This window comes from Natrinema thermotolerans (assembly GCF_031165565.1).
Lineage (GTDB): Archaea > Halobacteriota > Halobacteria > Halobacteriales > Natrialbaceae > Natrinema > Natrinema thermotolerans.
In genome coordinates, this window is the sequence record NZ_CP101873.1 from 3736165 (window position 1) to 3761452 (window position 25288).

Sequence of the window (25288 nt, forward strand, 5' to 3'; positions counted from 1 at the left end):
CGACTCCTAGTATCGAGGTCGGTGGTAAAAACGATCCGATGGCGGCTCCGGGATCGCGGCGGTCGTACGCTCCCGTCGTTCTCGATCGGCTCTCGATCGGCATTAGTCGTCGGCCGGGGCGCCGCCGTTCGACGGCTCGTCGAGATCACACAACGATCGCGCCCGCTCGAGGATGGCCGCCGCGTCCTCCCTCGAGAGGCCGTCCGGGCCGAAGGCGGCGCGCTCGTAGCCCTGCGTGAGTTCGTACAGCGACGCCGCGTCGACGTCGTTGGCGTCCGTACACTGCCGATAGAACTCCCAGTGGGTCAGCGCGTCCCGGTTGCCAAGCCGCGCGAGCAGCGCCCGGCGGACGGCGCCGTAGCCCGTCCGAACCGCGTCGTCCGGTCGCCCGTTCGCGAGCTGGTCGCTCGCGCGCTCGAGGACGGACTCGACCTCGTCGGGCGTCGGTTTCGCCGGCGCGTCGCCGACGGTCGGCTCCCCAGCGAGGCTCCACTGCTCGACCGCGGGCCCGCTCGCGGCGGGTCGGTCGTCGTCCCCGCGGTACCACCACGCGAGCCCGCCGCCCGCCAGCAGCGCGATCATGCCGACCGCGATCGCGGTCGTCGGCGCGTTCGGCCCGGCGCTGCTGACCGCGACGCTGGCCTCGGCCGAGGACGACTTGAGGCTCGAGCCCCGCCCCTCGTAGACGGCGGCGACGGCGGTCTCGCCGGCGTCGACCGAGTCCGGGACCGAGACGGTCGTCCGGAAGGCGCTGTGTTCGTCGGTCGTGACGGTACCGACGGTCAGGTCGTCGATCCGGATCCGGACCGGTTCGTCCGGGACCGGCGTTCCGTCCGGGGTCGCGAGCGTTCCGGTGACGGTGACCCGTCGCTCCGACGACGACACCTCCGCGATCGCGACGCTGCTCTCGCGCTCCCGGACCGTGACGGTCGCCGCGTCGGTCGCCGCGGTCAGCGCCCGCTCCTCGTCTTCGTAGGGCAGTTCGACCCGAAGCTCGCGCTCGCCGGCGGGGACCGAGGCCGGTATCGCGACCGGGTCGTCGAACGCGCCGTCAGTGACGTTGACCGTGCCGATGCGATCCCCGCTGATGTCGACGACGAGGGTGACGTTGTCAACGGGGACCCCGTCGACGGTCACTGCGCCGCTGACGGCCGTTTCGTTGCCGAACGACAGTTCGTCGGTGGTCCGGTTCAGCGAGACGGTCGGCTCGCTCTGGGTGATCGAGACGTTGACTGCCGTCTCGGCGTTGAGATAGACCGACTGCGTCGCCGGCACGTACTCGACCGGGAGCCGGTCGGTCGACAGCGACTCGTTCGTCGGGCGGTACTCGAGCGTGAACGCGCCCGCCGAATCGGTCCGGACGCGTTCGGTGTGGTTCCCCACGTCGAGGCGGATCGACCGGTTCGCGATCGGATCGCCGTCCGTCGTCCGCAACTCGCCCGTCGCGACGAGCGGCTCCCGGAACGAGATCGTCTCGCGCTCGGGCGTTAGCCGCAGCGACGTCTCCTCGAACTGCTGGTCGCGGACGGTCGCCTGTTCGGCCCGAATCTCCGCGGAGACGTTCTCGACGGCCTCAATCGAGGCCGACATATCGGTGTCGGTCCGGTTCTCGATCGTCTCGTAGCGCGCAATGGCGTCGTCGCCGAGGTCGTCGATATCCCGATACAGCGCCTCGAGTTCGCGGGCGCGTTCGCGAGCGCGCTCCTCGTCGCCGTCCTCGTAGGCCGCCTCGTACTCGGGCTTGGTCTCCCGGTACGCCGTGACTGCCGCCGAGAGGTTGGCCTGCGTCTCGCCCGCTCGCTCGAACTCCCGCTCGAGGTCGGCCCCCTCGCCGGTCTCGTCCGCGACGTCGACGTACTGGCGCAGTTGCTCGCGGTACTCCTCGTCGACGAACTGGCTGGCGGCCTCGCGCTCGCCCTCGCTGAGCGAGATCGCGCCCTGTCCCAGCTGGGAACTCAACTGCCCCGCCAGCTGGCGCTGGACGCTCGAGAGGTCCCCCTCCTCGGAGTAGGCGTCGGGATCGCGGTGGGACGGTGTCCCGGCGCGGTCCCCGTCGCTCGAACTCGCGCCGCCCGCGCCGTTGCCCCCCGTCAGGACGATCCCGCCGGTGATCGCCATCGCGACGAGCAGGAGGGCGACGACGACCGCGCGATTCCCGGCGATATTCACGACTCGAGGGTTGCGAACGCACATAGATAAGGTATTCTCTCCTGACTGTCGCGACCGACCGGAAACGCGGCCGGCGGTCACCGCCGTGTACCAATACTTTGAACACCGTCCCCCGAACTCTGTCCAGATATGTATCCCACGCGCCGGGGGTGGGCGGTCGCCGCGCTGGCCGTCGTTCTCGCCGTTCTCGCCGCGGTGTTCGCACGCCCGCTCGCGCTGGTCGGCGCGGCGCTGGTCGGCGCGTGGCTGCTGGCCCACCAGTACCGGTTCACGGCGGACCTCGAGCGGACGGCCGCGTCGCTGGCGATCGAGCAGGCTCCCGCCCGTACCGGCGTTCGGACGGGTGAGGACATGCCGGTGACCCTCGTCGCGACCCGCGGGGCCGACACCGCGCTGTCCCTCGAGATCGAGGCCGGCCTCCCGGTCGCCGCGGTCGCGGCCGACCGGCTCGCGGTCACGCTCGAACCGGACCGCGATCGCGCGGACCGAACGGCCGCGGTCGAGTGGCCCGTTACCGGCCGCCACCGGTTCGCCGCGCCGACCGTGACGGCGACCGACGGGCTGTTCCGTGAGACGCTCACCGTCGGTCCCCGACCCGCGGTGACGGTCGAGCCGCCGTCCCCCCGCTCGATCCACGTCGGGGAGGGCGGCGACCCGGCGGGCGCGTCGTCCGGGGTCCACGATTCCGGTCGGAGCGGGTCGGGGATCGCGCCCACCGAACTGCGCGAGTACGTCCCGGGCGACACTGCGTCGGAGATCGACTGGAAGGCGACGGCGAGACACGACACGCCGTACGTCCGGGAGTACGAGGCCGAGACCGATCGGCAGACGCTGCTGGTCGTCGACCACCGCGCGGCGCTCTCGACGGGTCGGCGGGGCGAGACGAAACTCGAGACGCTCCGGGCGGTCGCCCTCGCCGTCGCGGGGGGCGCGCGCCGGCTCGGGGACCCGCTCGGGCTGGTCACGGTCGGCGACGACGGCATCACCGACGCCTCCATGCCCGGTTCGTCGCCCGCCGACTACGGCTCGGTCAGGCGGCGGCTGTTGGACCTCGAGCCGACGACCGCCGGCGACGCTCCCTCGCCGACAGCGGTGTCCGGTCGAGCCGACCCGGCGGGCGCGTCCGGGACGGACCCGACGGACGCCGTGCCGAGCGGGCGCGGCCACACCGGGGTCCCCCGGCGGACGAGCCCCGCCGATGTCCAGCGTTCGCTGTCCGACCTCGAAGGAGACGACGATGCCTTCGCGCGGACGCTTCGGCCCTTCTACGCCGACCGGCAGGGCTGCCGACAGCGCGTCGCCGAGGACCCGCTGTACGCCGGGGTCCAGCGCGGCCTGACGGACGTCCGGGGATCGGTCTGGGCGGTCGTCTGTACCGACGACTCGCGACCCGCGGAGCTGCGAGAGACCGTCCGACTCGCTCGGCGCGGCGGCAACGAGGTGCTGGTCCTGCTCGCCCCGTCGGTCCTCTACGAACCCGGGGGGCTGGCCGACATCGAACGGGCCTACGACCGCTACGTCGCGTTCGAGGAGTTCCGACGCGAACTCGCCCGCACCGACGGCGTGACCGCGCTCGAGGTAGGGCCGGCAGATCGGCTCGCGACCGTCCTCGAGGCGGGCCGACGGGGTGGTCCCGCGTGAGCGCCCGCATCGACGCGGTGCCGGCGGCGACCGGACGCGACCGGCCGACGGTCGCCGCGCTGCTCGCGCTGGCGCTGGCGTTCGGCGCCGTCTCGGGTCCGATCGGCCTGCTCGCGGGCCTCGGAACCGCGGCCGTCGGCTACCGACTCGGCCCACCGTACGCGCTGGCGGTCGGCCACGTCGCGCTCGTGGCGGTCCTTCCCGACGGGATCGAGCCGGTCCCGTTCGCCATCGTCGAGGCGGCGTTCTTGGCCGTCCTGCTCGCGCCCGTCCTCCGGGTCGATCGTCCCCGGGCGATCGCCGGCGTCGCGGTCGTCGGCGCGGGCGCGCTGGCCGGGATCGCGTGGCTGGTCGCGGACGCCCACTCGACCCCCGCGGCCGCGGCGACGCTCGTCGCCGTCCTCGGCGTCGTCGCCTACGGGCTCCACCGCTACGAACTCGTCCGGCTCGGACTCGTTCCGGCCCACGAGGGCGAATCAACGACCGACTCCGCTACTGACACATGAGTTCGACCGACACCGCTTCCGACGACGCGACGACCGAGACGGCCGCCGACGGCGACGAGCCGGCGGATCGGCTCGAGCTTGCGGCCCGGGCGGAGCTGCTGGAACGGGAGAACCGGCGGCTGCGTGACGAATACGCCCGCGCACGGCAGTCACAGTACCGCCGGACCGCGGCGGGGCTGGCGCTGATCGGGATCTGTGCCGTCCCGCTGGCGCTGCTCGTTCCGTCGGCTCGCGACGTCCTCTTTGCCCTCGCCGGGGTCGGACTGTTCGGTGGCGTCCTCACTTACTATCTGACGCCGGGGAGTTTCGTCGCCGCCGAGGTCGGCGAGCGCATCTACGCCGCGATGGCGGCCAACGAGGCGGCGGTCGCCGACGAACTCGGGCTCGGGGCCGACCGCGTCTACGTACCGACCGACGACCCCTCGGGCACCCGCCTGTACGTTCCCCAGCACGCGACCGGCGACGTCCCCGACGACCTCGAGGGGCCGATCCTGACCGCCCCCGAGTCGCGCGGCCTCGCCCTCGAGCCCACCGGCCGGCCGCTGTTCGAGGCGTTCGAGGACGCGCTGGCCGACGATCTCGCGACCGCGCCCGAACCGCTCGCGGCCCAGCTCGCCGACGGGCTCGTCGAACAGTTCGAACTCGCCGGGGGCGCCGAGCCGGACGTCGACGCGGCCGCCGATCGGGCCACCGTCGCCGTCACCGACAGCGCGTTCGGCGACGTCGATCGCTTCGATCACCCGATCGCTTCGTTTCTCGCGGTCGGGTTCGCCGGTGGCCTCGAGGAACCGGTCCGACTCCAGGTCGCGGCCGGTGATGACCGGTCCGACTGGCTGATTACCTGTCGATGGGACGACGAAGAATCGACCTCTACGGGCGGCGAGTGACCGCGGCCGGCTCTACTCGGAGACTTCCGCCCCGCCGTCGCCGGCCGCGGGCGCGTCGAAGCTGAACTCCGCCTCAGCGCTGGGGGGCTCGACCGAGTCGACGATGTCCACGACGACGTCGCCGGGATCGACGTCGCTCAGATCGGCGTCGGTACTCAACACGAGCCGGTGTCGTAACACCGGCTCGGCCATCGACTTCACGTCGTCGGGGATGGCGTAGTCGCGGCCGTTGATCGCGGCCCGTGCCTTGGCGCCGTTGAGAAAAGCAAGCGTCGCACGCGGGGAGCCACCGTGGGAGACGTCGGCGTGGTCGCGGCTGGCGGCGACGAGATCGAGGACGTACTCCTTGACCGACTCCGCCACGTGGACCGCCGAAACGGTCTCTCTGGCGTCGACGAGCGTCCCCGGCTCGACCACCTGCTCGACGTCATCGGGTCCCAGATCCGGCTCGTCGTCGAACCGGTCGAGCAGTTCCCGCTCGTCGGTCCGGTCCGGTAGCTCGAGCCGGAGTTTGAACTGAAAGCGGTCGCGCTGGGCCTCCGGAAGTTGGAACACGCCCTCGGACTCGAGGGGGTTCTGGGTCGCGACGACCATGAACGGGTCCGGTAGGGAGAGCGTTTCCCCCTCGATGGTCACGCGCCGCTCCTGCATCGCCTCGAGAAGGGCGCTCTGGGTCTTCGCCGTCGCGCGGTTGATTTCGTCAGCGACCACCAGATTGGCGAACACGGGGCCGCGCTGGAGTTCGAAGGAGCCCGTTCCCTGCTGGTAGATGTGAGTCCCCGTGATATCGGCCGGGAGGGTGTCGGGAGTCATCTGGATCCGGTTGTACTCGAGGCCGCTCGTCCGGGCGAAGAGGTTCGCGAGCGTCGTCTTCGCGATCCCCGGCACCCCCTCGAGGAGGAGGTGCCCGCGGGTCAGCAGCGCGATCGTCAGGTACTCGACGGCCTCCTCGTTTCCGATGAGGACGCGGTCGATCTCCGCCTGCAGACGCTCGTAGATGGCTTCCGGATCGGCGCTCGGTTCGTCGGCCGGTTCGGTGGTCCCGCTCATTCGTCAGTCCCCCCTTCCGAACGGGGATGGTTAAGGGCTGTTATCACGCGTTGAATCCGTTCTTCGTCCCAGTCCGGATGACGTCGGCGGAGGAATTCGGCCCGCTCGGCGTCCGAGAGACCGGGATATGAAGGACGCTCTTCGCTACTCTCGACCGGCCGGAACCGCGCCGGGAGTCGCGCTCGGACGCCCTCGAGCCAGGTACGCGGGCGTCCTCGCGAGAGAGCCGCGACGACGCCGATCCCGAGTCCCCCGACGAACAGCTGTAACGGCGGCGAGTCGCGGAGCGTCAACACCGCGCCGAGCAGCGGCGGGACCGGACCGCCGTGGGAGCGATCGAAGACGACGTGATCGGCGTCCGCGTAGAGCCCCCGAACGAACGCCGCGTTGTCCGGTTCGTCGTACATTGCGTTGATCGTAACGCTGGGATCGCCGACGACGACGACCCGCCCGTCGCCGACGCTCTCGACTGTCGCCACCGGGTACGACCGGAGTTCGTCCTGTTCGTCGAGGTCGTCGCCCTCGGGGCCGAGATAGGTGAAGCCGCTCGTCGACACCAGCACCGTCGCGTTTCCGGGCTCGACGGCCGTCCCGTAGTTCAGCGTCAACTGATCGACCCCGTCGGTCAACGAGTGGTTGCCGACCTCGTTGGCGACCGGCATCGCCGGCCCCTGATAGTGGTGGCGCTGGTCCCGCAGGAGTTGGCCGTCGACCCGCGCCTGGGCGCCGACATCGGCGAGCAACGCGTTCCCCGGCTCGCCGAAGTTCTCGAGGACCACCAGCGTCCCGCCGTTCGCGACGAACTCCCGGAGCCGGGCGACGTCTTCGCCCTCGTAGGGTTCCTCGGGCGCGATCACGAACGCGACCGTCTCGGTCGCCGGCAACTCCTCGTACTCGGCAGTGTCACGCAGCAAGTGCGTCTCGACCCCCGGTGCGGACTCGGCGTCGCCCCGTAGCTCGGACGACCCCTCCCAGGAAGGGTTGTACGGGCCGAACGCCGCCGACGACGTCGCGGCGGCGATCACCAGTGCAAGCAGCAGCGACAGGACGAGCCCCGCTAGTAGCAACCGGGGCCAGTCGACCCCGTCACCATCGAGGACGCCAGCGTGCCAGCTCATATCGGCATCACCCCCGGCGGCAGGATCGCGAGGATCCGCCGGACGACGACGGCTGCGAAGCCGACGAGTCCGAGCAGAACGAGCCACCGCAGCCGGCGTCGCCACGTCGGCGTGACGTTGAACGGTGCGGTGAGTTCCGTCACGATCAGAAAGCCGATCAGCGAGCAGACGAAGACCAACTCGTAGGAGACGGCGTCCAGCACTGCGAGGACGAGGATCGTCGCGACCATCCACGCGACGTGTCCCCGAACGAACTGCATCCGGCGCTGGGTCGGCATTTACTCGAGTTGGGGCAGTGGGTGACCGTAAAGCCTCGGGGTTCGTCACTACGGTCCCCTGCGAACGATGGCGGTGATGGGCGCGGTTCGGTTCCAACCGACGACCGGAAAGGCCACTAGGGGTTTTTCCCGTCGGCCACGTACGGACCTGATATGCGACTTCACAACAGGAACGTCCGCCAGGACGTCCGCGAACTCGGGGCGTTGCTCGGCGACGTCCTCGAGGACCAGACTTCCCGACGCGCGTTCGAGACCGTCGAGTCCTGTCGCCGGACCGCGATCGAGTACCGGTCGGGCGACCTCGAGTCCCGGGAGCCGCTGATCGCGGAACTCGAGGGACTGTCGCCCCACCAGCAACGGATCGTCGCCCGGGCGTTTACCACCTACTTCGAGTTAATCAACCTCGCCGAGGAACGCGAGCGGGTTCGGACCATTCGGACCGCATCTCAGGAGGGGACCCTCGAGGACAGCCTCGAGACCGCGGCCGCGGAACTGGGCGAGGCCGACGTCGAGACCGTCCGGCAGGTCCTCGACGACGTCCTGATCGAGCCGACGTTTACCGCCCACCCGACCGAGGCCCGCCGGAAGACGGTCAAGTCCAAACTGCGGGAGATTTCGACGTCGCTCGAGACCGTCGACGAGCGGCTGCTGACCGACAAGGAAGAGGGGCAGGTCTGGCGGGACGTCGACGCGGAGGTCACGAGCCTCTGGCAGACCCCACAGGTCCGCAATCGCCAGCCCGAACCCGAAGACGAGGCGCGCAACGTCCAGTGGTACCTCGAGAACACGCTGTTCGACGTCGTCGGCGAGGTCTACGACGAACTCGCCGACGCGATCGACGAGGAAGTACCCGGGAGTCTCGAAATCCCGAAGCTCTTCGAGTTCCGGTCGTGGGCCGGTAGCGACCGCGACGGCAACCCCTATGTGACCCCCGAGGTCACGGCCAACACCCTGGAACGCCAGCGCTCGGTCGTCCTGGAACAGTACCGCGATCAGCTCAAGCGTCTCTCCGGCGTGTTGAGCCAGGACGGCAGCCGGATCGACGCCGGCTCGGCGTTCCAGGCCTCGCTCGAGGAAGACCGCGAGCGGCTGCCGGGGACCGCTCGGACGGCCGAGGAGCGCTACCCCGACGAGCCGTACCGACAGAAGCTCAAGTTGATGCGCGAGCGACTCCGCCGGGTCGGCGACGTTCGCCCCGGCGGCTACGAGACGGTCGAGGGCCTGCGCGACGACCTCGCGGTCATCGCCGAGAGCCTCCGGGACAACGGGGCCGAAAGCGTCGTCGACGCCCACGTCGACCCGATCCGACGGCGGGTCGCGACCTTTGGCTTCTCACTGGCGAGTCTGGACCTGCGGGATCACCAGCAGAAACACACCGACGCCATCGCCGAGGCCCTCGAGGCCGAGGGGATCGACTACCACGGGCTCTCGGAGGACGAACGCGTCGAGTTCCTGACCGACGCCGTCCTGCAGGACGAGCCCGTGATCGACCTCGAGCGGACGGAGACCCTCTCGGACGACGCCGCCCGCGTCCTCGACCTGTTCGATCGCCTCGCGGCGTGGCAGACCGAGTACGGGAGCAACGCGATCGACACCTACTGCATCTCGATGACCGAGGAGCCGAGCCACGTCCTCGAGGTGCTGTTCCTCGCTGATCAGGCCGGCGTCGTCTCCCTGCCCGAACACTCGGGACTCGACATCGTGCCACTGCTCGAGACGGAGTACGCGCTCTCCGGGGCCCGCCGAATCATGGGCACGCTGTTCGAGAACGAGGCTTACGCGCAGGCGCTGGAGGCCCGCGGGCGGACCCAGGAGATCATGCTGGGCTACTCGGACTCGAACAAGGAGAACGGCTTTCTGGCGGCCAACTGGTCGCTGTACAAGAACCAGCGCCGGCTGGGCGAGATCTGTGACGATCACGACGTGACGATGCGGCTGTTCCACGGCCGCGGCGGCTCGATCTCCCGGGGCGGCGGCCCGATGAACGAGGCGCTGCTGGCCCTGCCCAACAGTACGGTCACGGGACAAGTGAAGTTCACCGAACAAGGAGAGGCCATCGCCGAGAAGTACGCCAATCCCCGCATCGCCGAGCGCAACATCGAGCAGATGCTCAACGCCCAGCTGCGGGCGCGCAAGCAGGCGCTGGACCAGCCCGAAGAGGAGGTCCGCGAGGAGTGGGTCGAAGCGATGGAAACGATGGCCGACGCCGCCCGCCGGGAGTACCGCGACCTCTTAGAGAGCGACGGGTTCGTCCGCTACTTCGAGCAGGCGACGCCGATCACGGTCATCGAGAATCTCGATCTCGGCTCGCGTCCGGCCTCTCGCAGCGGCGAGCGGACCGTCGAGGACCTGCGGGCGATCCCGTGGGTGTTCTCCTGGACCCAGTCGCGGTGTATCCTCCCGGGCTGGTACGCGCTCGCGACGGGGATCGACGCCTACGCAGACGACGGCGGCTCGATGGAGACGCTCCAAGAGATGTACGAGGAGTGGCCGTTCTTCCGGACGACGCTGGACAACGCCGCGCTCTCGCTGTCCCGCACCGAACTCGAGATCGCCGAACGGTACGCCGAAATGGCCGACGACGACCTCCGGGAGCGCTTTTTCCCCCGGGTGACCGACGAGTACGAGCGGGCAAGCGAGTTGATCACCGAGATCGGCCAGCGCGAACAGTTACACACCCGCGACTGGCTCGGCGAAAACCTCGAGCGACGAAACCCCTACGTCGACCCGCTGAACATGCTTCAGGTCTACCTGCTCGACCGGACCCACCGGACCGACATCGAGGAGCGAACGCTGCGACTGACGGTCAAGGGGATCGCGGCCGGGATGAAGAACACGGGGTAACGCCGCTCGGCTCGAGGGGCTATCGCCCTCGGGCGAACCGTTCGCACGGAGCGAAAAAATCGAAACGGGTAAAAACGTCTCTCGAGTAGAGAGGAGTGAGCCGAGATAGCCTAGCCCGGCCAAGGCGGCAGATTCGAAATCTGCTGTCCTCACGGACTCGGGAGTTCAAATCTCCCTCTCGGCGCTTTTACAGCAACAAACCGATGAGCCCCGCGTAGCGGTGCGAATCGATGTTCGGTGCTGCAAAACGATTACGGACGATTTGAACTAGACGAGGCGCAGTCCGGGACGTGAGCGGAGCGAACGATCCGGGACGTCTCGGCGTGATTCGACTCGCCTTCTCGGTTTTCGGTATAGCACAAGACGATAAGTAGAGCCAGCCATCCGCCATCGTGATCCCTGTCGGAAAGGACAGTTTACGGAGACCGCAACCCGAACGTACGGGATCGTCCGAACTGACACCGCAGGGTTGCGCTGCTCGGATACTTCGATTCTCGACCCACCCCCTCCGGCGGCAGTTCACGGCAGGTGCCGATTCGGGGGACAGCCGATCCCGTCATTTGCAGGCTGGGCCTCTTTGCGAAGACTTGTGATAGGTGTGGGAACACGAGTCACAATGAACGGACCGCGAGCGACACCGGACCGGTGGGGACGATGAGTTTCGACGACGACACCTCGGACGACGAGGCGTTTCACCCCCTCGGCGAGTCGTGGCAGGACGACCTCGAGGAGATGCTCGACGAGACCGAGTACGACACCGAACTCGGGATGGAGATGGGGAGAGACGCCATGCGGGTCACGAAGGGCGAACTCTCGGAAGAGGAGTTCCATGAACGGTATCACGACGACGTGATGGCGGAGTTCGGCGAGGACGAACGGCCGATTGCCAGTCCGGACGATGTGGACGGCAACGAGGATGGGATCGGGTCGACGCTGTTGGAATTCGCCAACGGCGACGGCTCCCGTCGTGAAATGCTCAAAAAGACCGGGGCCGGGCTGGGGTTCGCGAGTCTCGGCTGGGGCGCGGTCGATCAGCAGGAACCGGAGCCCGCCGTCGAGGAGGCGGGAGAAGTCCAGGACGCGGACGAGGGGACCCAGTGGGGAATGACGATCGACCTCGAGAACTGTGACGGCTGTCTCGCCTGCGTGACCGCGTGTAATCAGGAACACAACTGGGACCAGGGGGCGAACTGGATGTACGTCCTCGCCTTCGAGGACGGCGCGGTCGAGTCCCCGGACCCCGATACCGTCGACGTCGATCCCGAGGACTGCGGGGACAACCCGGTCGTTCACGACTTCAACTACCTCGTCCGCCCGTGTCAGCACTGCACCGACGCGCCCTGTGAGAAAGTCTGCCCGACGACGGCCCGGCATACCCGCGACAGAGGCGGGCTGGTGCTGACCGACTACGACGTCTGCATCGGCTGTCGCTACTGTCAGGTCGCCTGTCCGTACGGCGTCAACTACTTCCAGTGGGGGGAACCGGAAACCGACGAGGACGAACTCGGTGCGGACATGGTCTACGACTATCGTGACCGGCGCGTCAGCAGTCGTGCCCCTCGCGGCGTCATGTCGAAGTGCGTCTTCGATCCCGCCCGTCAGGACGGCAACTTCGGCGAGGGCAACATCGGCACGAGCGCCTGCGAGGTCGCCTGCCCGCCGAACGTTATCCAGTTCGGCGACAAGAACAACCCCGCGAGCGATCCCGAACGGTACAGGGAGAACCCGGCTCGATCGCGAACGATCATCAACCTGGATGCGGCGCTTCCGTCCGCGGATTCGGTTTCGTCGTCGCTCGAGGGCGTCAGCGGCGACCTGGACGCGGTCATCGATGCCGTCGACGAATTCACGAGGAGGCGAATCGCGCTCGCGACGGGGGTCCAAATTACCCAAGAGGACTACGAGGAGGAAGCGCCGCCGGGCGATTCGCTCCCGGACAAGGAAGCGGGCATCCTTGAGGTCGTCAGCGCGATCGAAGAAACCGGCCTCGACCTCGAAAGCGACGAGGTGCGCCGAGAACTCGGGCTGATGCCGGACCAGTTCGAGGGGCCGAGTCAGGACGTCCAGGTCGCCGACACGGCGGAGGTCGCCCAGGAATTGTTCGAGGATTACGTCAACGCGCCCCAAAACGAGTTCGAGTTGCTCGCGGATATCGGAACGAACCCGAACGTCGACTACCTCGGTCACCAACCCGGGCCCGAAGCTCATCAGGTCAGGGGGCCGGTTTCGTACGAGGACGTCGGAATGCTCGATACGCGCCAGAACGCCCTCGAGGAGGAGACCGTCGGCCTCGGGCCGATCGACTCGTCTTGACCTCCCCTCACCCCGATCGAGACGGCAGTCAGGGGCCGTTCGAAACCCCACGCATTCAAGCGACTCGAGCCGAACGGGCGACTATGGACCGTCGAAAACGAACGATCGTCGGCACCCTCTGGATCGGAGTCGCGATCGTGATGGCGACGACCCTCGAGATCGGCGTCCCCACGTCTGCGAGCGCGGTCGCTCGCCTGTTCGTCGTCGCTGTCGCCCTGTTTCTGGCCGCCATCTACGCGTTCGACCCGTGGAACGTCGTGAGCGATCCGTTCCGACAGGAGTAGGAGACGGCGGGCGTCGACGCTGCTGTTACTGTCGGGTCGAATCGGGGAAAACGGCGTGGCCGCGTCAGCGACCGGAGCGCTGATCAGCGGCGGCTGTCGTCAGTCGTCGGCCGGTGCGAGCGGCTGCTGGTCGGTCGCGAGCAGCCGATCGAGCGCGTCGACCATCGCTTTCACGCTCGCTCGAGTGATGTCGGCCTCGCTGCGGGCGACCGTCACCGAGCGGTCATTGCGGACCATCGTGACCTCGACGGTGACGACGGCGTCGGTGCCGCCGGTGACGGCGTCGACGTGGTAGGACTCGAGTTCGGCGTCGGCCATCGAGCCCAGCGCCTCGCGGACGGCCGAGACGGCGGCGTCGACGGGACCGGAGCCGGTGCCGCTGGCGACGCGCTCCTCGCCGTCGACGTCGAGGCGGACGCTCGCGGTCGGGACCGCCCCGCCGCTGGTCGCGGAGAGATCGAGGAGTTCGACGACGCGCTCGCGATCGTCCCCGGTGACGTCCTCGGCGATCGCCAGCAGGTCGGCGTCGGTGACCCGGCGGCCACGATCGCCCAGTTCCGTCACACGAGTGGCGATCTCGGCGACCTCGTCGTCGTCGGCCGCGACGTCGTGTTCCTCGAGCGCGGCCCTGACGCCGGCGCGACCGGTGTGTTTGCCCAGCGCGAGCCGGCGTTCGCGCCCGACCGTCTCGGGGGCGTAGGGCTCGTACATCTTGTCGTCCTTGAGCGTGCCGTCGGTGTGGATCCCGCTCTCGTGGGTGAAGGCGTTCTCGCCGATGACGGCCTTGTTCGGCGGGAGCTGGACGCCCGTCGCCCGGGCGACGATCTGGGCGAGGCCGTACACCTCCTCGAGGTCGAGCGTCTCGACGTCGTAGACGTGATCGAGCGCGATCGCGACCTCCTCTAAGGCGACGTTGCCGGCGCGTTCGCCGAGGCCGTCGACCGTGCAGTGGACCAGATCGGCCCCCGCGGAGACGGCCGCGAGCGCGTTCGTGACGCCCAGCCCGAGGTCGTCGTGAGTGTGGGCGCTCACCGGACCGAGGTCGGCGAGTCGGGAGACGGCCTCGTGGGTGTGTTCGGGGCCGGTGTGGCCGACGGTGTCGGCGAAACAGAACCGGTCCGCGCCGGCCTCGAAAGAGGTCTCGGCGAGTTCCTCGAGGTAGTCGAGATCGGCCCGCGAGCCGTCCTCGCCGATGACCTCGACCCAGAGGTCGTGATCTTTGGCGTAGGCGACCAGTTCGGCGGTGTTTTCGAGGTTGTCCGCGCGGGAGGTGCCGACCTTGCCCTCGACGTGACGGTCGCTGGCTGGGACGACGATGTGAACCCCGTCGACGTCACACTCGAGCGCGAGGTCGATGTCGCCTTTCATGCCGCGACAGAAGCTGGTGACGCGGGCGTCGAGATCGAGGTCGGTCACCCGCGAGATGGCCTGTCGCTCACCCGCACCGGTACAGGCGCTGCCGGCTTCGATGACGGAGACGCCCGCGCGCTCGAGCGAGCGGGCGATCTCGACTTTCTCGTCCGGCGAGAGCGAGACGCCCGGCGCTTGCTCGCCGTCGCGAAGCGTCGTGTCCAGCAGGCGTACTGTACGGTCCGATGCGATCGTCTGTTCGGGTGAGTGAGTTACAGGCAAGAGTGGTGAATTGCGGGAACTGCGGGTGTTGTCGTCGGAACGGTGATTATACTCGTCGGAGAATTTCACGCCCAGCCGGGTCGCCCCGACTTCCTCTATCCTCGTCAGATGGCGTATGGCGTGCCATTGTATCCCGTCACAACGTATCACGGTGTCTTAAAACCGCCGGTTCCGGATACCGATCCGTCAGGCGTCCTCGAGTCGCACCCGGTCGCCGGGGTCGACGGTCGCGGCGCTGCCGGCGGGGAGTTCGACGATGAGATCGGCTCGGGCGCGGGCGAAACTCCGCCACGGCCGGAGCCGCTCGACGCGCTGGACGACCCCGTCCTCGACCCAGAGGGCGTCGATGGGGAAGAACACGAACAGCATATGGAGGTCCCGGACCGCCGCGTCGTCGAACCGAAAGGCGAGCGCGTAGTCGTCCGGCACGGATCGGCGGAACATGAGCCCGCGGGCCTGGCTCACGAGCGTGTCCGCGACCTCGACTGTCATCGCCAGCGTTTCCGTCCGCTCCTCGAATATCTCGTCGTCGGCGTCGGAAGCCGGCTCGTGGACGAGTCGCACGACCTCGAGTCGTACGGGTGCCAGTAAAAACCTTCTCGCCGGGCAGTCGGACCGCGCGAATGCCGCCCGTCGGCCCGTCCGTGTTCGGTCAGCCGAGAGTCGTTGCGACGAGAGTGACCGTCAAGGCGGCGTTGACCACGACGTGAGCCACCGTGCTGCTGACAGTGTTCCACCGGTAGCGAACGACGCAGAGGAGAGCGGCCAGGGTCAGCAGTGTCGTGAGTCTGACTACCGACAGATCCACGATCACGTGCTTGAACGCGAACAGGACGGCCGTCACCGCGATTCCGGCGACCGCTCCTCGGGCCTCGACGAGTTCGGTCTGGACGACGCCCCGCCAGACCTGCTCCTCCGCGATCGGAACGACGAATCCGTTGCCAACGAGTAACAGGATCGCCGCCGCCACCGTCGTTTCGTCGCCGGTCCCGCTCCCGTCGCCCAACCCGAACAGCGCCGCGTCGACCTGGGACGCCCCAGCTACCAGTCCGAGCCCGACGATCCCCGCGAGCGCCCCCGCACCGACGGTCCGCCGGGACCAGCCCCAGCCCCAGCCCCAGGTCTCGCGGTCCTGCCCGCGCTCGAGCGCGTACCGGCTGAGAACCGCCGCGATGAGTGGAAATCCGAGCGCGAGGACGAACGCATCGACCAGTCCCGGATCGATCCCGGCGGCAGCGCCGGCCAGAACGAAACCCCAACGAAGCGTGACCTCGAGGGCGACCCAACCGGCGACGACGACGCCGACGGTTCGAATCGGATCCGATTGGTTCATTCACTTTCGTTACTCCTCACACATATTATACTTTTTACGTTCCGGCGTGGCTATCGGACGCCAAATTCAACTGGTCGGTCCGCCAAAGACGGACGAGCGACGATGGAGAAAACGCCGCAGGGGACCTCGGTCGGCGTCGACGACCCCTACGAGTTCGCGGGCGTCTGTGACTACCTGACCGGCGAGGGGACGTGTCGGTACGCCTTCGATCACTACGACCACGACCCCGAGTTCGCCCGCGAGCGCGCGGCCGACGACTACGAGTGTCCCGTCGTCGACCCCGAGTCCGACTGGACGTGGGCCGACTGCCCCCACTTCCGGTCGCGCAACCGCGATCGGGAGTGCGTTCGCTGTGGCCTCGAGGAAAAACGCATGGCCCACGACGACGAGCGGCCGCTGCTCGAGGAACATCACCTCTCCTATGACCGCGACGGCGAGACCCTCTCCCACGAGATCACGGTCTATCTCTGTCGCTGGTGCCACTCGAAGGTCCACGACTCGTGGGCGCGGATCACCGATGACGCCGCGCCCGAGCCCGAGGCGATCGCGGCCCTCGAGCAGCGCCGTGGGCGCGAACAGTCGGAACTGGGGTTCGAGTCGGCGGCCGAGCGGTACGACGACTCGGAGCGGTAGGCGGCCGCGTGCGGCCGGCGGACGGCGTTCAGACCAGCTTGCGGACCAGTCCGTAGAGCCTGTCGCGAATCGAGGCCGGGAGGAACCGGGCGTACAGCCCGTACTGCGCGAGGGGACCGACCGGGTACCGGGCGGGCGGATCGGGGCTGGTCGCCGACTCGAGGATCGCTTCAGCGACGTCCTCGGCCTCGGAGGCGAACGGGCCGCCGCTGCCGCCGCCGATCAATTGCGCGTCGTCGTAGAGTTCGTACAGCGACTCGTAGTCGGCCGTCCGCTCGTTCTCCGGGAGTTCCTCGTCGACGCGGGTCGTGAACGCCGTCTCGACCGGGCCGGGCTCGATCAGCACCACGTCGATGTCGAACTCGTCGACTTCGGCCCGCAGCGCGTCGCTCATCCCCTCGAGGGCGAACTTCGAGCCGGAGTACGCGCCCGAGCCGGGCATGGAGATCCGACCGGAGACGCTCGAGACGTTGACGATTCGGCCCTCGCCCTGCGCTCGCATGTGCGGGAGAGCGGCGCGGGTCAGCCGGTGGGGCCCATAGACGTTGACGTCGAACTGCCGGTGGAGATCGCTCGTCGAGACGTCCTCGAGCGGCCCCATCTGGGCGTAGCCGGCGTTGTTGACCACGCAATCGATCGAGCCGGCAACGTCGACGACCGCCTCGACGGTCCGGGCGACCTGCTCGGGATCGGTGACGTCCAGCTCGAGGGTCTCACAGCCCTCGTCCGCGAGGTCGGCGATGTCGTCGACGTTGCGCGCCGTCGCGAAGACCTGCCAGTCGTCGTCGAGGAAGGCGCGGGCGGTCGCGCGACCGATGCCGGACGAGCAGCCGGTGATGAGTACCGACTGCTTGCGCGTGTAGCGGTCCTCGTCGCCTGCGGGGCCCGCGTCGTCCGCGGCGGTCTCGTGGCCGGGGTCGTCCTCGACGACGGTCCCGTCGGAGCCATCGTCGGCTGTCCTCTCGACGTCCGCATCGGTAGCCATACCCGACCGGTTCGTGCGACGATACCTAAGTATCGATGGTTTGTCGCGCTGATCGTACTGTTCGGATCGGATTCACGTTCGATCGGCTCTACCAATCGTCTCGAGACGGCAAACGACCTGAAAGCCCCCGAACCGATCGACTCGCGCGCCTCGGTGCGCTCCTCGCTCCCGACGGTCGCTGCGGTGCTTCCGTCGTCGTGCTTCGTCGATCGGTCCGGCCCCTTTCAGTCCCACCCGCTGCAGGTGGCTGATCAGCAGGCTGTAGCCGGTGGACAGTCGAATCGGCTACGCGTCGACCTCTCCCTTGGCCGCGTCGGCGTACTTGTCGGCGAGTCGGACCGGTTCGGGGAGTTTGTACGAGGTAGCCAGCGCGAGCGCAACTTCGGCTGCCGTCTCGGGACCCACGCGGTGACCGGGGCTGACGTAGAGCGGATTGATATGCCGGTTTGGCGACTCGTACTGGCGCGTCTGGACCGCGTAGCCCAGTAGGGTACCGTCGGGCGCGTCGACCCTCGAGTTCGCTTCGATACCGATCGTCGTCCCCTCGGGGAGGTCAGCGGTGTCCGCCCGGGGAGTCCCACAGAGCAGGCTCTTGGCGACGCCGACGCTTGGCACGTCCCGGACCACGCCGATGTGGGTCGCGATGCCGGCCTGCCGGAAGTGGATGCGGCCGCTCCCGTCGAACAGCAGCAGATCGGGCTCGACGGACAACTCCTCGAGCGCCGCGAGGATCGGCCGCCCTTCACGGAAGGAGAGCAGGCCGGGGATGTAGGGGATCTCGAGGTCGGTCACCGCGTGGACGCGCTCGATCACCTCGCCGCCGCGGGTGGCGACGACGGCGCTCAAGGCGCGGTCCTGCTCGCCCTCGGCGTTCGTCAGGAAGGACTGGTCGACGCCGACGACGACCGGTCGCTCACCGCCGCTCGCAGTCGCCTCGAGCGGGTTCGACAGCACTGCGTGATCGAACGAGAAGTCGTCCTCGAAGGTCGCGACGGAAGCGATCTCGCGCTGGAGGGTTTCCATCTCCGCGCGCGAGAGCGAGCCGTCGGGAGCGAGGTCGGGACGGGGCTGGTGCATTGGATCGAGGGTAGACGCCGGGCGAAAATCAGTTGCGGGGTCCTGCGACGGGTGCGGGCGTCAGAACCGGCCGCGGCCGGGACCGCCCGGACCACCGGGGCCCCCGGGACCGCCCGGACCGCCACCGCCGCCGCCGAACTCGAGGCGACTGGGCGCGCTGACGTTTCGGTTCTGTTTGACGTACTGGCCGTAGGCGAGGCCGATCACGAGGCCGACGAGGTGGGCCCCGTGGGCGATACCTCCGCCCCCGGTCGCGCCGGTGAGGAAGAAGATGCTGATGAAGGCGTAGCCGGCGGTCAGCAGCCAGATCGGGACGGGGAGAATGAAGTAGAGATAGACCTTCAGACCGGGGTTCAGAACGGTCAGGACGCCCATGATCGCGAGGGCGGCACCGCTGGCCCCGAGGACCGCGGTCCCGCCGCCCTGCAGCACCGAGAGCGAGATCTGTCCCAGTCCGGCGAGGACGCCGCTGACCAGAAACAGCAGTGCGAAGTCCCGCGACCCGACGTAGCGCTCGACCAGCGGGCCGAAGAAGAATATCACGATGCTGTTCCCGACGATGTGGAAGAAGCTCCCGCCGGGGAGAAGGAACGGCGAGTGGGCGAAGACCGACGTGACCCAGGTCCAGACGTACTCCGGATGCTCCGACGAGAGAACGAACAGGGACTGGTGGAGTGATACACCGCCGACGATCAGGGCGGCGGCCTGAAGGGCGTACGTGACCCACATCAGGAGCAGGAACGTGTAGGTCATGTTCCCGCGGAAGTACGCCAGCGGGCCGCCCGGGCCGGTATCGATCGGGAGTTTGTCCATGACTCCGGAGGCCCGCGAGGTACTCCCGCCGGAACCGATCCCGTCGTCGAACCCGCTGTCGAAGACACCCTGCGGGTCGTTCCAGTTCTCGAGTCCCGAGCAGTCGTGGTTCTCGGGCAGCCGATGGTCGCCACAGTAGGTGCCGCCGCAGTGACGACAGTTGTACGGCATGTTTTCGTCGTTCCCACACGCGTCGCACTTCGCCATTGACCGGGGGTATGTGCGGCGTCGCTAAGGGATTTGGGGTTTGTCACTAGTTTCGAAGAGCTGTCAGGTACGGCGGCGGCCCCGGCGGTCACATCGCTTCCCGGCGGACTGTACATTTTTGCCCGGCGGGCTCCCATATCCGGGCGTGCAAGAGTACGAGCGCAAGCAACTGCTCGAGCGCGTCGAGCGCGAGGGCGCGACCGTCGGCGCGGACATCCCGGAGACGATCACGGTCCAGGACGAGGAGATCGATCTCCGGACCTTCGTCTTCGAGATCAAGCGCCGCGAGACGGTGCCGTCCGGCGAACGCGAGCGCGTCGAGCAGGCCAAGCGGAACCTGCGACGCGAGCGGCTCGAGCGACTCGAGCGGATCGAGGAGGGTGCGATCACCCGCGAGGAGGGCGAGGAACTCGCCCAGAGCATCATCGGCATCGACCGGGCGTTGAACGCCCTCGAGAGCCTCGGCCCGACGGACCTCGAGCGCGAGCAACAGGCCAAGCAGGCCCAGGACCGCAAGCGCTGGATGTCCTTCCTGAAGAAGGCGCTGGGACGGGAGGACGACGGAGCCTCCCGGAGGGGCCGATGACGACCAACGCCGAGATCGCGGCCCGGTTCGAGGAGTTCGCGGACCTGCTCGAGGCCGACGATGTCGAGTACAAGCCCCGCGCCTACCGGCGCGCGGCCGAGAACGTCCGGGCCCATCCGTCGCCGATCGCCGACCGGGTCGCGGCCGGCGACCGCGAGGTCCTCGAGAACATCGACGGCGTCGGCGACGCCATCTCCGCGAAGATCGTCGAGTACGTCGAGACCGGCGGAATCGAGGAACTCGAGGAACTGCGGGCCGAGCTGCCGATCGACATCGCCGACATCACCCGCATCGAGGGCGTCGGCCCCAAGACCGCAGGGAAGCTCTACCGCGAACTCGGGGTCGAGACGTTGGACGACCTCGAGGACGCGGCCGAAGCGGGCGAGATACAGGACGTCAAGGGGTTTGGCCCGAAAACGGAGCAGAACATCCTCGAGAACCTCGAGTTCGCCCGAACGGTCGGCCAGCGCCAGCTCCTTGGGGAAGCCCGGCCGCTTGCTGACGATGTCCTCGCGTACCTCGAGGGTCTCGAGGCGGTCGAGCGCTGCGAGGTGGCGGGCTCGATCCGCCGGTGGCGCGAGACGATCGGCGACGTGGACGTCCTCGCGGCGACCGAAGACGGCGAGGCGGTCGTCGAGCAGTTCGTTTCGTGGGAGTCGGTCGACGACGAGATCGAGTCCGGCCCCGAGAAGGCCAGCGTCCGGGTCGGCGAGAGCCGCGTCGACCTGCGGGTCGTCGTCCCCGCGGAGTTCGGCTCGGCGCTGCAGTACTTCACGGGGAGCAAGGACCACAACGTCGCCCTGCGAAACTACGCGATCGACCGCGGGATGAAGTTAAACGAGTACGGGGCCTTCGACGTCAGCGGGGTCGAAGACCACGAAGCGGACCAGCGCATCGGCGACCGCATCGCGGGCGAGACCGAGGCGGGGATGTACGAAGCGCTCGGACTGGCGTGGATTCCGCCCGAACTCCGAACCGACCGCGGCGAGATCGACGCCGCGGCGGCCGGCGAACTACCGACCCTGCTCGAGCGCGACGATATCCGTGGCGACCTGCATACCCACACCGAGTGGTCCGACGGCAACACGTCCATCGAGGCGATGGTCGAAGCCGCCGCGGACCGGGGCTACGACTACTTCGGGATCGCCGATCACGCCGAGGGCCCGGGCGTCGTCGGCGGCATGGGCCTCGCCGACGACGAGATCCTCGAGCAGGTCGCGGAGATCCGTGCAGTCGGCGACGACGCTGACATCGAGGTCCTCGCGGGGATCGAGGCCAACGTCGACGCCGCGGGCGAAGTCGACCTCTCCGAGGACGTGATCGACGCGCTGGACGTGATCGTCGCCTCGACCCACAGCGCCCTGAGCCAGGACGCCGAGACCGCGACCGAACGGCTCGTCCGGGCCGTCGAGAACCCGACGATCGACGTCCTCGGCCACCCCAGCGGCCGCCTGCTCAACGAACGCGCCGGCCTCGAGTTCGACGCGACCGCGCTCGGGGCGGCCGCCGCCGACCACGACACGGCCCTCGAGGTCAACAGCAATCCCCGTCGGCTGGATCTCTGGGGCAGCGCGGTACAGGCGGCCATAGACGAGGGCGCGGTGATCGCCGTCAATACCGACGCCCACCGGCCCGCGACGCTCGAGTACATGCGCTGGGGCGTCCACACCGCGCGGCGGGGCTGGGCCGAGCCCGCGGACGTGATCAACACCTGGGGGCTCGCCGCGTTACGGGAGTTCCTCCACTGACACGTCCCCGCTACACCATGCGACTCCTCCTCGATCTCATGTGCGGCGGGCTCCGTGCCTATCTGCGGATGTGCGACCACGACACCGCCTACGCCGGCGACCGCGGCCTCGAGGCCGACGACGACCTCCTCGCCGTCGCCCGCGAGGAGGACCGAACCGTCGTCACGCGAGACGTCGACGTGGCGGCCCGCGCCGACGAGTCGATCCTCCTCGAGAGCCGCGACGTCGAGGCCCAACTCGCCGAACTCGACGCGGCGGGCGTCGATCTCACCCTCGCCGACGACCCCGACTTCTGCGGGCGGTGTAACGGCCCGCTCGAGCCGGCCGATCCGACCGGTTCGACACCGGAATACGCGCCCGATCCGACGGAGGTCGAGACGTGGGTCTGTCGGGACTGTGGTCAGCACTTCTGGCGGGGGAGCCACTGGGATCGGGTCGCGGCGACGCTCTCGAGAGTCCGTAACGTCGACGGTGGCGCGTAGTACGGTTTCTCCGTTCGGAAGCGGTTGAAATCGGGCTCTTCGACACGTGGCGTCGGGGGTCCGAAAATATAGCGGGGGACGTCGCTCTCAGTCGTTATATGCTATGCGACTGCGATCGCTGCACCGGCGGCAAATGCGGTCGCAGCCAGTCCGAGAACGGCCGTCGAAAGTCGGTCGGTTGCGACTGTTTCCCGTTTGAACGTGTCCGTCCCGAGCAGCGTTCCGAGACCGACAACGATGGCGGCACAACCACCAGTGAGACCGAGGACCGACCACGGCGAAAGTCCGCTTTGGACCATCGCATCGGCTGATTGGAACGCGAGCAAAATGCCCGTGATCAGTGGCGCAGCGCCAACCGTATTTTTGGAGGACATGTGACACGAAGTTCGAATCCCAGACACATAATGGTATCCATCAGTCGTGACATCGGAGACGATTTGCTCGAGATGCCCCGCTACTGAACGCGGGTTTCACACCCACCGTCGAATCAAAATTCCGGTAGCAGCTACGGGTATGGCGGAGGTACGCGTCGCTCAGTCGAAGCCGTCGGTCCCGGGCAGCAGGTGGTCCTCGACGACCGACTCGTCCAGTTCGATCCCCAGCCCCGGCTCGGTCGGCACGTCGATGTAGCCGTCCTCGATGAGTGGCTCCTCGCGTGCGAGCAGGTCGTCCCACCAGTCGACCTCGAGGGCGTGATATTCCAGCACGTCGGCGTTGGGGACGGCGGCACAGAGGTGGACGCAGGCCATCGTGCCGACGGGGCTACAGACGTTGTGCGGCGAGAACGGGACGTACCGTTCCTCGGCGCGCTCGGCGATCCGTTTCGACTCGGCGAGGCCGCCGCAGGTGGCCGGATCGGGCGTGATCACGTCGACCGCGTACTCGTCGAGCAGGTCGCTCAGTTCGTGGATACGAAAGCGGTTCTCGCCCGTCGCGAGCGGTGTCTCGGTCCGGCGGGCGACCTCTCTCTGGGCGTCGGTCTCCTCCGGCGGGACGACGTCCTCGAGCCACATGAGATCGTAGGGCTCGAGTTTGCGGGCGAGCCGCGCGGCGCTCTCGACGGTGTAGTCCCAGTGGCAGTCGAAGGCGAGGTCGACCTCCCGTCCGACGGCGTCGCGGACGGCCTCGGCGACCGACACTTTGTGGTCGATCGCGGCGTTGGATAGCCGCCCGTTGTAGGGGTCGGGCTCGTTGTCCCGCTCCATGTCGAGGTCGAACTTGATCGCGTCGAAGCCCATGTCGACGACGCGCTCGGCTTCCGCGGCGTAGGCCTCGGGGGTGTAGGCGTCCGCGTCGGCGTACTCGGTGAACCCGCCGTCGTCGACCGCGTAGGCCTCGCCGGCGTGGCAGTCGCAGTAGATTCGAATCCGGTCGCGGTAGCGCGAGCCCAGCAACTGGTAGACCGGCAGGTCCAGGATTTTCCCGGCGGCGTCCCAGAGCGCGATCTCGATGCCCGAGGCTGCGGTGACGACCTTCCCCGTCGTCCCGCCGTGGCCCGAGGTCTCCTGCACGATGCGCCGGAACAGCCGCTCGACGTCCAATGGGTTTTCGCCGACCAGAAACCGGTTCGCGTACTCGATCAGTTCCGGGACGCCGCCCCCGCGGTAGGCCTCGCCGATCCCCGTCACGCCCGCATCCGTGTGGACTTTCACGAGGTTCCACTCGAAGTTTCCGTCGACGACCGCCGATTCGATTCCGGTGATCGCGACGTCGTGACCCGCCGGGCGATCCGTGGCGTGGTTCGAAAAATCCCTCACCGCCGATCACCGACGACGACGGTGGTACTGGGTTCGCGGTCGAACGACGACGCGGCGAGACGGGGACTCGAGATCATCGTGGGAAATACTGGCACACGTTCGCACGTCAAACCACCGGCTCGAGCATCGATGGCGGACGGTATGCGGTCCCGGCGGTACTAATAGACGGCGGCGTCGTCGAACCGCCCGTCGTAGGCGATATGCTGTGGATGGGTCGGCTCGGTTCCCGAGAGGAAGAGCCGGTCGACCTTCTCCCAGGTGTTCTCGTAGACGAGATTGCCGAGTTCCGAAGCGGTCGTCGACCAGCGATACGGCCCGTCGTCGTAGATCACGCGGCGAGCGACCCCGTCGTCGAACGCCTCGAGGAGGTCGGCTTCCGTCTCGATCGCGGCCTCGAGGGCGGTGTGGGCGACCCCGACGGACCGCGGGAGGTGTGCGTACGACGACGTGAAGGGCGGCAGCGAGAGGGAGTCGGCGAGGTCGCGGGCACGTCGGTTATCCCACGGGAAGTGTCGCGGGTTGAAGATCTCGATGGCGTCGATCACGTCGGCGTACCGGCGCAGATCCGCCTCGGAGAGGCTCACGTTCGCAAACTCCGGATGCGGGACGAGTACCGTCGCTCCCTGGCGCTCGAACTCGGCCATCGCCGTCTCGAGCGGGATGAAATCGGGAACCGGCTCCTCGAGGCCCAGCGCGAGGACGTGTTTGCGGTTCCGCCACGTTCCGGTGAACACCTCGCGGGCGGGGATCACCAGCAGGTCGTCGTCGGAATAGGCCGCCGCCCGCTCGCGGGTCTCCGGAAGCCGGGTGAAATGCGGTGCGTAGACGATCGCGTCGAGACCGGCCCGTTTTGCCCGCTCGACAACGCGATCGGTCAGCACCTTCACGTGGGGGTCGACTCGGTACGTCACTCCTCGATCACGCCCCCCACTTTCGGGACAGCCG

23 protein-coding genes and 1 tRNA gene are annotated in these 25288 nt (G+C 68.3%); 11 read left to right on the forward strand and 13 right to left on the reverse strand.

Annotated features, from left to right (window positions below; translation table 11 throughout):
• Window positions 1-102: 102 nt before the first annotated feature.
• Complete coding sequence (locus NP511_RS19200) at window positions 103-2193, reverse strand: DUF4129 domain-containing protein (RefSeq protein WP_308986948.1); 2091 nt, start codon at window positions 2191-2193, stop codon at window positions 103-105.
• Between the two features lie 105 nt (window positions 2194-2298).
• On the opposite strand from NP511_RS19200, the gene NP511_RS19205 reads away from it, so the two are divergent.
• From NP511_RS19205 to NP511_RS19215, 3 genes are read left to right on the forward strand one after another with little or no spacing between them, the layout of a single operon-like run.
• Window positions 2299-3810 (forward strand): DUF58 domain-containing protein, encoded by a 1512-nt coding sequence (locus NP511_RS19205; protein ID WP_049966714.1) that lies wholly within the window; start codon window positions 2299-2301, stop codon window positions 3808-3810.
• Window positions 3807-4316, forward strand: a complete 510-nt coding sequence (locus NP511_RS19210) for a DUF8163 family membrane protein (RefSeq protein WP_049966715.1) — start codon at window positions 3807-3809, stop codon at window positions 4314-4316. Before NP511_RS19205 ends, NP511_RS19210 begins: the two co-directional genes overlap by 4 nt.
• Window positions 4313-5203, forward strand: a complete 891-nt coding sequence (locus tag NP511_RS19215; protein ID WP_049966716.1) for a DUF7982 domain-containing protein — start codon at window positions 4313-4315, stop codon at window positions 5201-5203. Before NP511_RS19210 ends, NP511_RS19215 begins: the two co-directional genes overlap by 4 nt.
• Before the next feature lie 12 nt (window positions 5204-5215).
• Here NP511_RS19215 and NP511_RS19220 read toward each other — a convergent pair whose 3' ends face one another.
• Genes NP511_RS19220 through NP511_RS19230 form a run of 3 tightly spaced genes read right to left on the reverse strand, consistent with a single transcriptional unit; the run spans window position 5216 to window position 7649 of the window.
• Complete coding sequence (locus tag NP511_RS19220; protein WP_049966717.1) at window positions 5216-6253, reverse strand: AAA family ATPase; 1038 nt, start codon at window positions 6251-6253, stop codon at window positions 5216-5218.
• On the reverse strand, window positions 6250-7371 hold the full coding sequence (locus tag NP511_RS19225) for a DUF4350 domain-containing protein (RefSeq protein WP_049966718.1): 1122 nt from the start codon (window positions 7369-7371) through the stop codon (window positions 6250-6252). Before NP511_RS19225 ends, NP511_RS19220 begins: the two co-directional genes overlap by 4 nt.
• Window positions 7368-7649, reverse strand: coding sequence for a DUF8044 family membrane protein (locus NP511_RS19230; protein ID WP_049966719.1), 282 nt, complete (start codon window positions 7647-7649; stop codon window positions 7368-7370). The genes NP511_RS19225 and NP511_RS19230 overlap by 4 nt, the downstream gene beginning before the upstream one ends.
• Before the next feature lie 153 nt (window positions 7650-7802).
• On the opposite strand from NP511_RS19230, the gene ppc reads away from it, so the two are divergent.
• From ppc to NP511_RS19250, 4 genes are all read left to right on the forward strand, one after another.
• Entirely contained in the window at window positions 7803-10493 is a 2691-nt protein-coding gene (ppc, locus tag NP511_RS19235; protein ID WP_049966720.1) for a phosphoenolpyruvate carboxylase, read from the forward strand.
• A gap of 99 nt (window positions 10494-10592) precedes the next feature.
• Window positions 10593-10677 (forward strand) — tRNA-Ser (locus tag NP511_RS19240).
• Window positions 10678-11147: 470 nt separating this feature from the next.
• Window positions 11148-12806, forward strand: a complete 1659-nt coding sequence (locus tag NP511_RS19245) for a 4Fe-4S ferredoxin N-terminal domain-containing protein (protein WP_049966721.1) — start codon at window positions 11148-11150, stop codon at window positions 12804-12806.
• An 83-nt stretch (window positions 12807-12889) separates the two neighbouring features.
• Window positions 12890-13090: a hypothetical protein gene (locus NP511_RS19250; RefSeq protein ID WP_049966722.1), complete on the forward strand. Its 201-nt coding sequence runs from the start codon at window positions 12890-12892 to the stop codon at window positions 13088-13090.
• Between the two features lie 99 nt (window positions 13091-13189).
• Here the strand turns inward: NP511_RS19250 and NP511_RS19255 are convergent, their stop codons facing one another.
• From NP511_RS19255 to NP511_RS19265, 3 genes are all read right to left on the reverse strand, one after another.
• Window positions 13190-14791 carry a (R)-citramalate synthase gene (locus tag NP511_RS19255; protein WP_371827952.1) on the reverse strand — a complete coding sequence of 534 codons (1602 nt, stop codon included), beginning with the start codon at window positions 14789-14791 and terminating at the stop codon, window positions 13190-13192.
• Window positions 14792-14908: 117 nt separating this feature from the next.
• Entirely contained in the window at window positions 14909-15286 is a 378-nt protein-coding gene (locus tag NP511_RS19260) for a DUF192 domain-containing protein (RefSeq protein ID WP_006650753.1), read from the reverse strand.
• 88 nt (window positions 15287-15374) lie between these two features.
• Window positions 15375-16055: a CPBP family intramembrane glutamic endopeptidase gene (locus NP511_RS19265; RefSeq protein WP_049966724.1), complete on the reverse strand. Its 681-nt coding sequence runs from the start codon at window positions 16053-16055 to the stop codon at window positions 15375-15377.
• A gap of 102 nt (window positions 16056-16157) precedes the next feature.
• Here NP511_RS19265 and NP511_RS19270 point away from each other — a divergent pair, with 102 nt between their 5' ends.
• Window positions 16158-16688 (forward strand): DUF7097 family protein, encoded by a 531-nt coding sequence (locus tag NP511_RS19270; RefSeq protein WP_049966725.1) that lies wholly within the window; start codon window positions 16158-16160, stop codon window positions 16686-16688.
• A gap of 28 nt (window positions 16689-16716) precedes the next feature.
• Here the strand turns inward: NP511_RS19270 and NP511_RS19275 are convergent, their stop codons facing one another.
• From NP511_RS19275 to NP511_RS19285, 3 genes are all read right to left on the reverse strand, one after another.
• Window positions 16717-17673: an SDR family oxidoreductase gene (locus NP511_RS19275; RefSeq protein WP_049966726.1), complete on the reverse strand. Its 957-nt coding sequence runs from the start codon at window positions 17671-17673 to the stop codon at window positions 16717-16719.
• Between the two features lie 285 nt (window positions 17674-17958).
• Window positions 17959-18750, reverse strand: a complete 792-nt coding sequence (locus tag NP511_RS19280) for an endonuclease V (protein WP_049966727.1) — start codon at window positions 18748-18750, stop codon at window positions 17959-17961.
• 60 nt (window positions 18751-18810) lie between these two features.
• Window positions 18811-19770: a rhomboid family intramembrane serine protease gene (locus tag NP511_RS19285; RefSeq protein ID WP_049966728.1), complete on the reverse strand. Its 960-nt coding sequence runs from the start codon at window positions 19768-19770 to the stop codon at window positions 18811-18813.
• Window positions 19771-19915: 145 nt separating this feature from the next.
• Between NP511_RS19285 and NP511_RS19290 the strand changes: the two genes are divergently transcribed.
• From NP511_RS19290 to NP511_RS19300, 3 genes are read left to right on the forward strand one after another with little or no spacing between them, the layout of a single operon-like run.
• Window positions 19916-20356, forward strand: coding sequence for a DUF5788 family protein (locus NP511_RS19290; protein ID WP_049966729.1), 441 nt, complete (start codon window positions 19916-19918; stop codon window positions 20354-20356).
• A complete protein-coding gene (gene polX / locus NP511_RS19295; RefSeq protein ID WP_049966730.1) occupies window positions 20353-22104 on the forward strand; it encodes a DNA polymerase/3'-5' exonuclease PolX in 1752 nt (583 codons plus the stop codon). The genes NP511_RS19290 and polX overlap by 4 nt, the downstream gene beginning before the upstream one ends.
• A gap of 17 nt (window positions 22105-22121) precedes the next feature.
• Entirely contained in the window at window positions 22122-22586 is a 465-nt protein-coding gene (locus NP511_RS19300) for a Mut7-C RNAse domain-containing protein (RefSeq protein ID WP_049966731.1), read from the forward strand.
• A gap of 101 nt (window positions 22587-22687) precedes the next feature.
• On the opposite strand, the gene NP511_RS19305 is transcribed toward NP511_RS19300, so the two are convergent.
• From NP511_RS19305 to NP511_RS19315, 3 genes are all read right to left on the reverse strand, one after another.
• Window positions 22688-22960 (reverse strand): hypothetical protein, encoded by a 273-nt coding sequence (locus tag NP511_RS19305; protein WP_136396920.1) that lies wholly within the window; start codon window positions 22958-22960, stop codon window positions 22688-22690.
• 159 nt (window positions 22961-23119) lie between these two features.
• A complete protein-coding gene (locus tag NP511_RS19310) occupies window positions 23120-24343 on the reverse strand; it encodes a mandelate racemase/muconate lactonizing enzyme family protein (protein WP_049966733.1) in 1224 nt (407 codons plus the stop codon).
• Between the two features lie 158 nt (window positions 24344-24501).
• Window positions 24502-25254 carry a PHP domain-containing protein gene (locus tag NP511_RS19315; protein WP_049966734.1) on the reverse strand — a complete coding sequence of 251 codons (753 nt, stop codon included), beginning with the start codon at window positions 25252-25254 and terminating at the stop codon, window positions 24502-24504.
• Window positions 25255-25288: the final 34 nt, after the last annotated feature.

Excerpts from the sequence above, each read along its gene's own strand:
- NP511_RS19200 (WP_308986948.1), bottom strand. The coding sequence starts at position 2,193 with ATGTGCGTTCGCAACCCTCGAGTCGTGAATATCGCCGGGAATCGCGCG.
- NP511_RS19205 (WP_049966714.1), top strand. The coding sequence starts at position 2,299 with ATGTATCCCACGCGCCGGGGGTGGGCGGTCGCCGCGCTGGCCGTCGTT.
- NP511_RS19215 (WP_049966716.1), top strand. The coding sequence starts at position 4,313 with ATGAGTTCGACCGACACCGCTTCCGACGACGCGACGACCGAGACGGCC.
- NP511_RS19220 (WP_049966717.1), bottom strand. The coding sequence starts at position 6,253 with ATGAGCGGGACCACCGAACCGGCCGACGAACCGAGCGCCGATCCGGAA.
- NP511_RS19225 (WP_049966718.1), bottom strand. The coding sequence starts at position 7,371 with ATGAGCTGGCACGCTGGCGTCCTCGATGGTGACGGGGTCGACTGGCCC.
- NP511_RS19230 (WP_049966719.1), bottom strand. The coding sequence starts at position 7,649 with ATGCCGACCCAGCGCCGGATGCAGTTCGTTCGGGGACACGTCGCGTGG.
- ppc (WP_049966720.1), top strand. The coding sequence starts at position 7,803 with ATGCGACTTCACAACAGGAACGTCCGCCAGGACGTCCGCGAACTCGGG.
- NP511_RS19245 (WP_049966721.1), top strand. The coding sequence starts at position 11,148 with ATGAGTTTCGACGACGACACCTCGGACGACGAGGCGTTTCACCCCCTC.
- NP511_RS19250 (WP_049966722.1), top strand. The coding sequence starts at position 12,890 with ATGGACCGTCGAAAACGAACGATCGTCGGCACCCTCTGGATCGGAGTC.
- NP511_RS19265 (WP_049966724.1), bottom strand. The coding sequence starts at position 16,055 with ATGAACCAATCGGATCCGATTCGAACCGTCGGCGTCGTCGTCGCCGGT.
- NP511_RS19270 (WP_049966725.1), top strand. The coding sequence starts at position 16,158 with ATGGAGAAAACGCCGCAGGGGACCTCGGTCGGCGTCGACGACCCCTAC.
- NP511_RS19275 (WP_049966726.1), bottom strand. The coding sequence starts at position 17,673 with ATGGCTACCGATGCGGACGTCGAGAGGACAGCCGACGATGGCTCCGAC.
- NP511_RS19280 (WP_049966727.1), bottom strand. The coding sequence starts at position 18,750 with ATGCACCAGCCCCGTCCCGACCTCGCTCCCGACGGCTCGCTCTCGCGC.
- NP511_RS19285 (WP_049966728.1), bottom strand. The coding sequence starts at position 19,770 with ATGGCGAAGTGCGACGCGTGTGGGAACGACGAAAACATGCCGTACAAC.
- polX (WP_049966730.1), top strand. The coding sequence starts at position 20,353 with ATGACGACCAACGCCGAGATCGCGGCCCGGTTCGAGGAGTTCGCGGAC.
- NP511_RS19300 (WP_049966731.1), top strand. The coding sequence starts at position 22,122 with ATGCGACTCCTCCTCGATCTCATGTGCGGCGGGCTCCGTGCCTATCTG.
- NP511_RS19305 (WP_136396920.1), bottom strand. The coding sequence starts at position 22,960 with ATGTCCTCCAAAAATACGGTTGGCGCTGCGCCACTGATCACGGGCATT.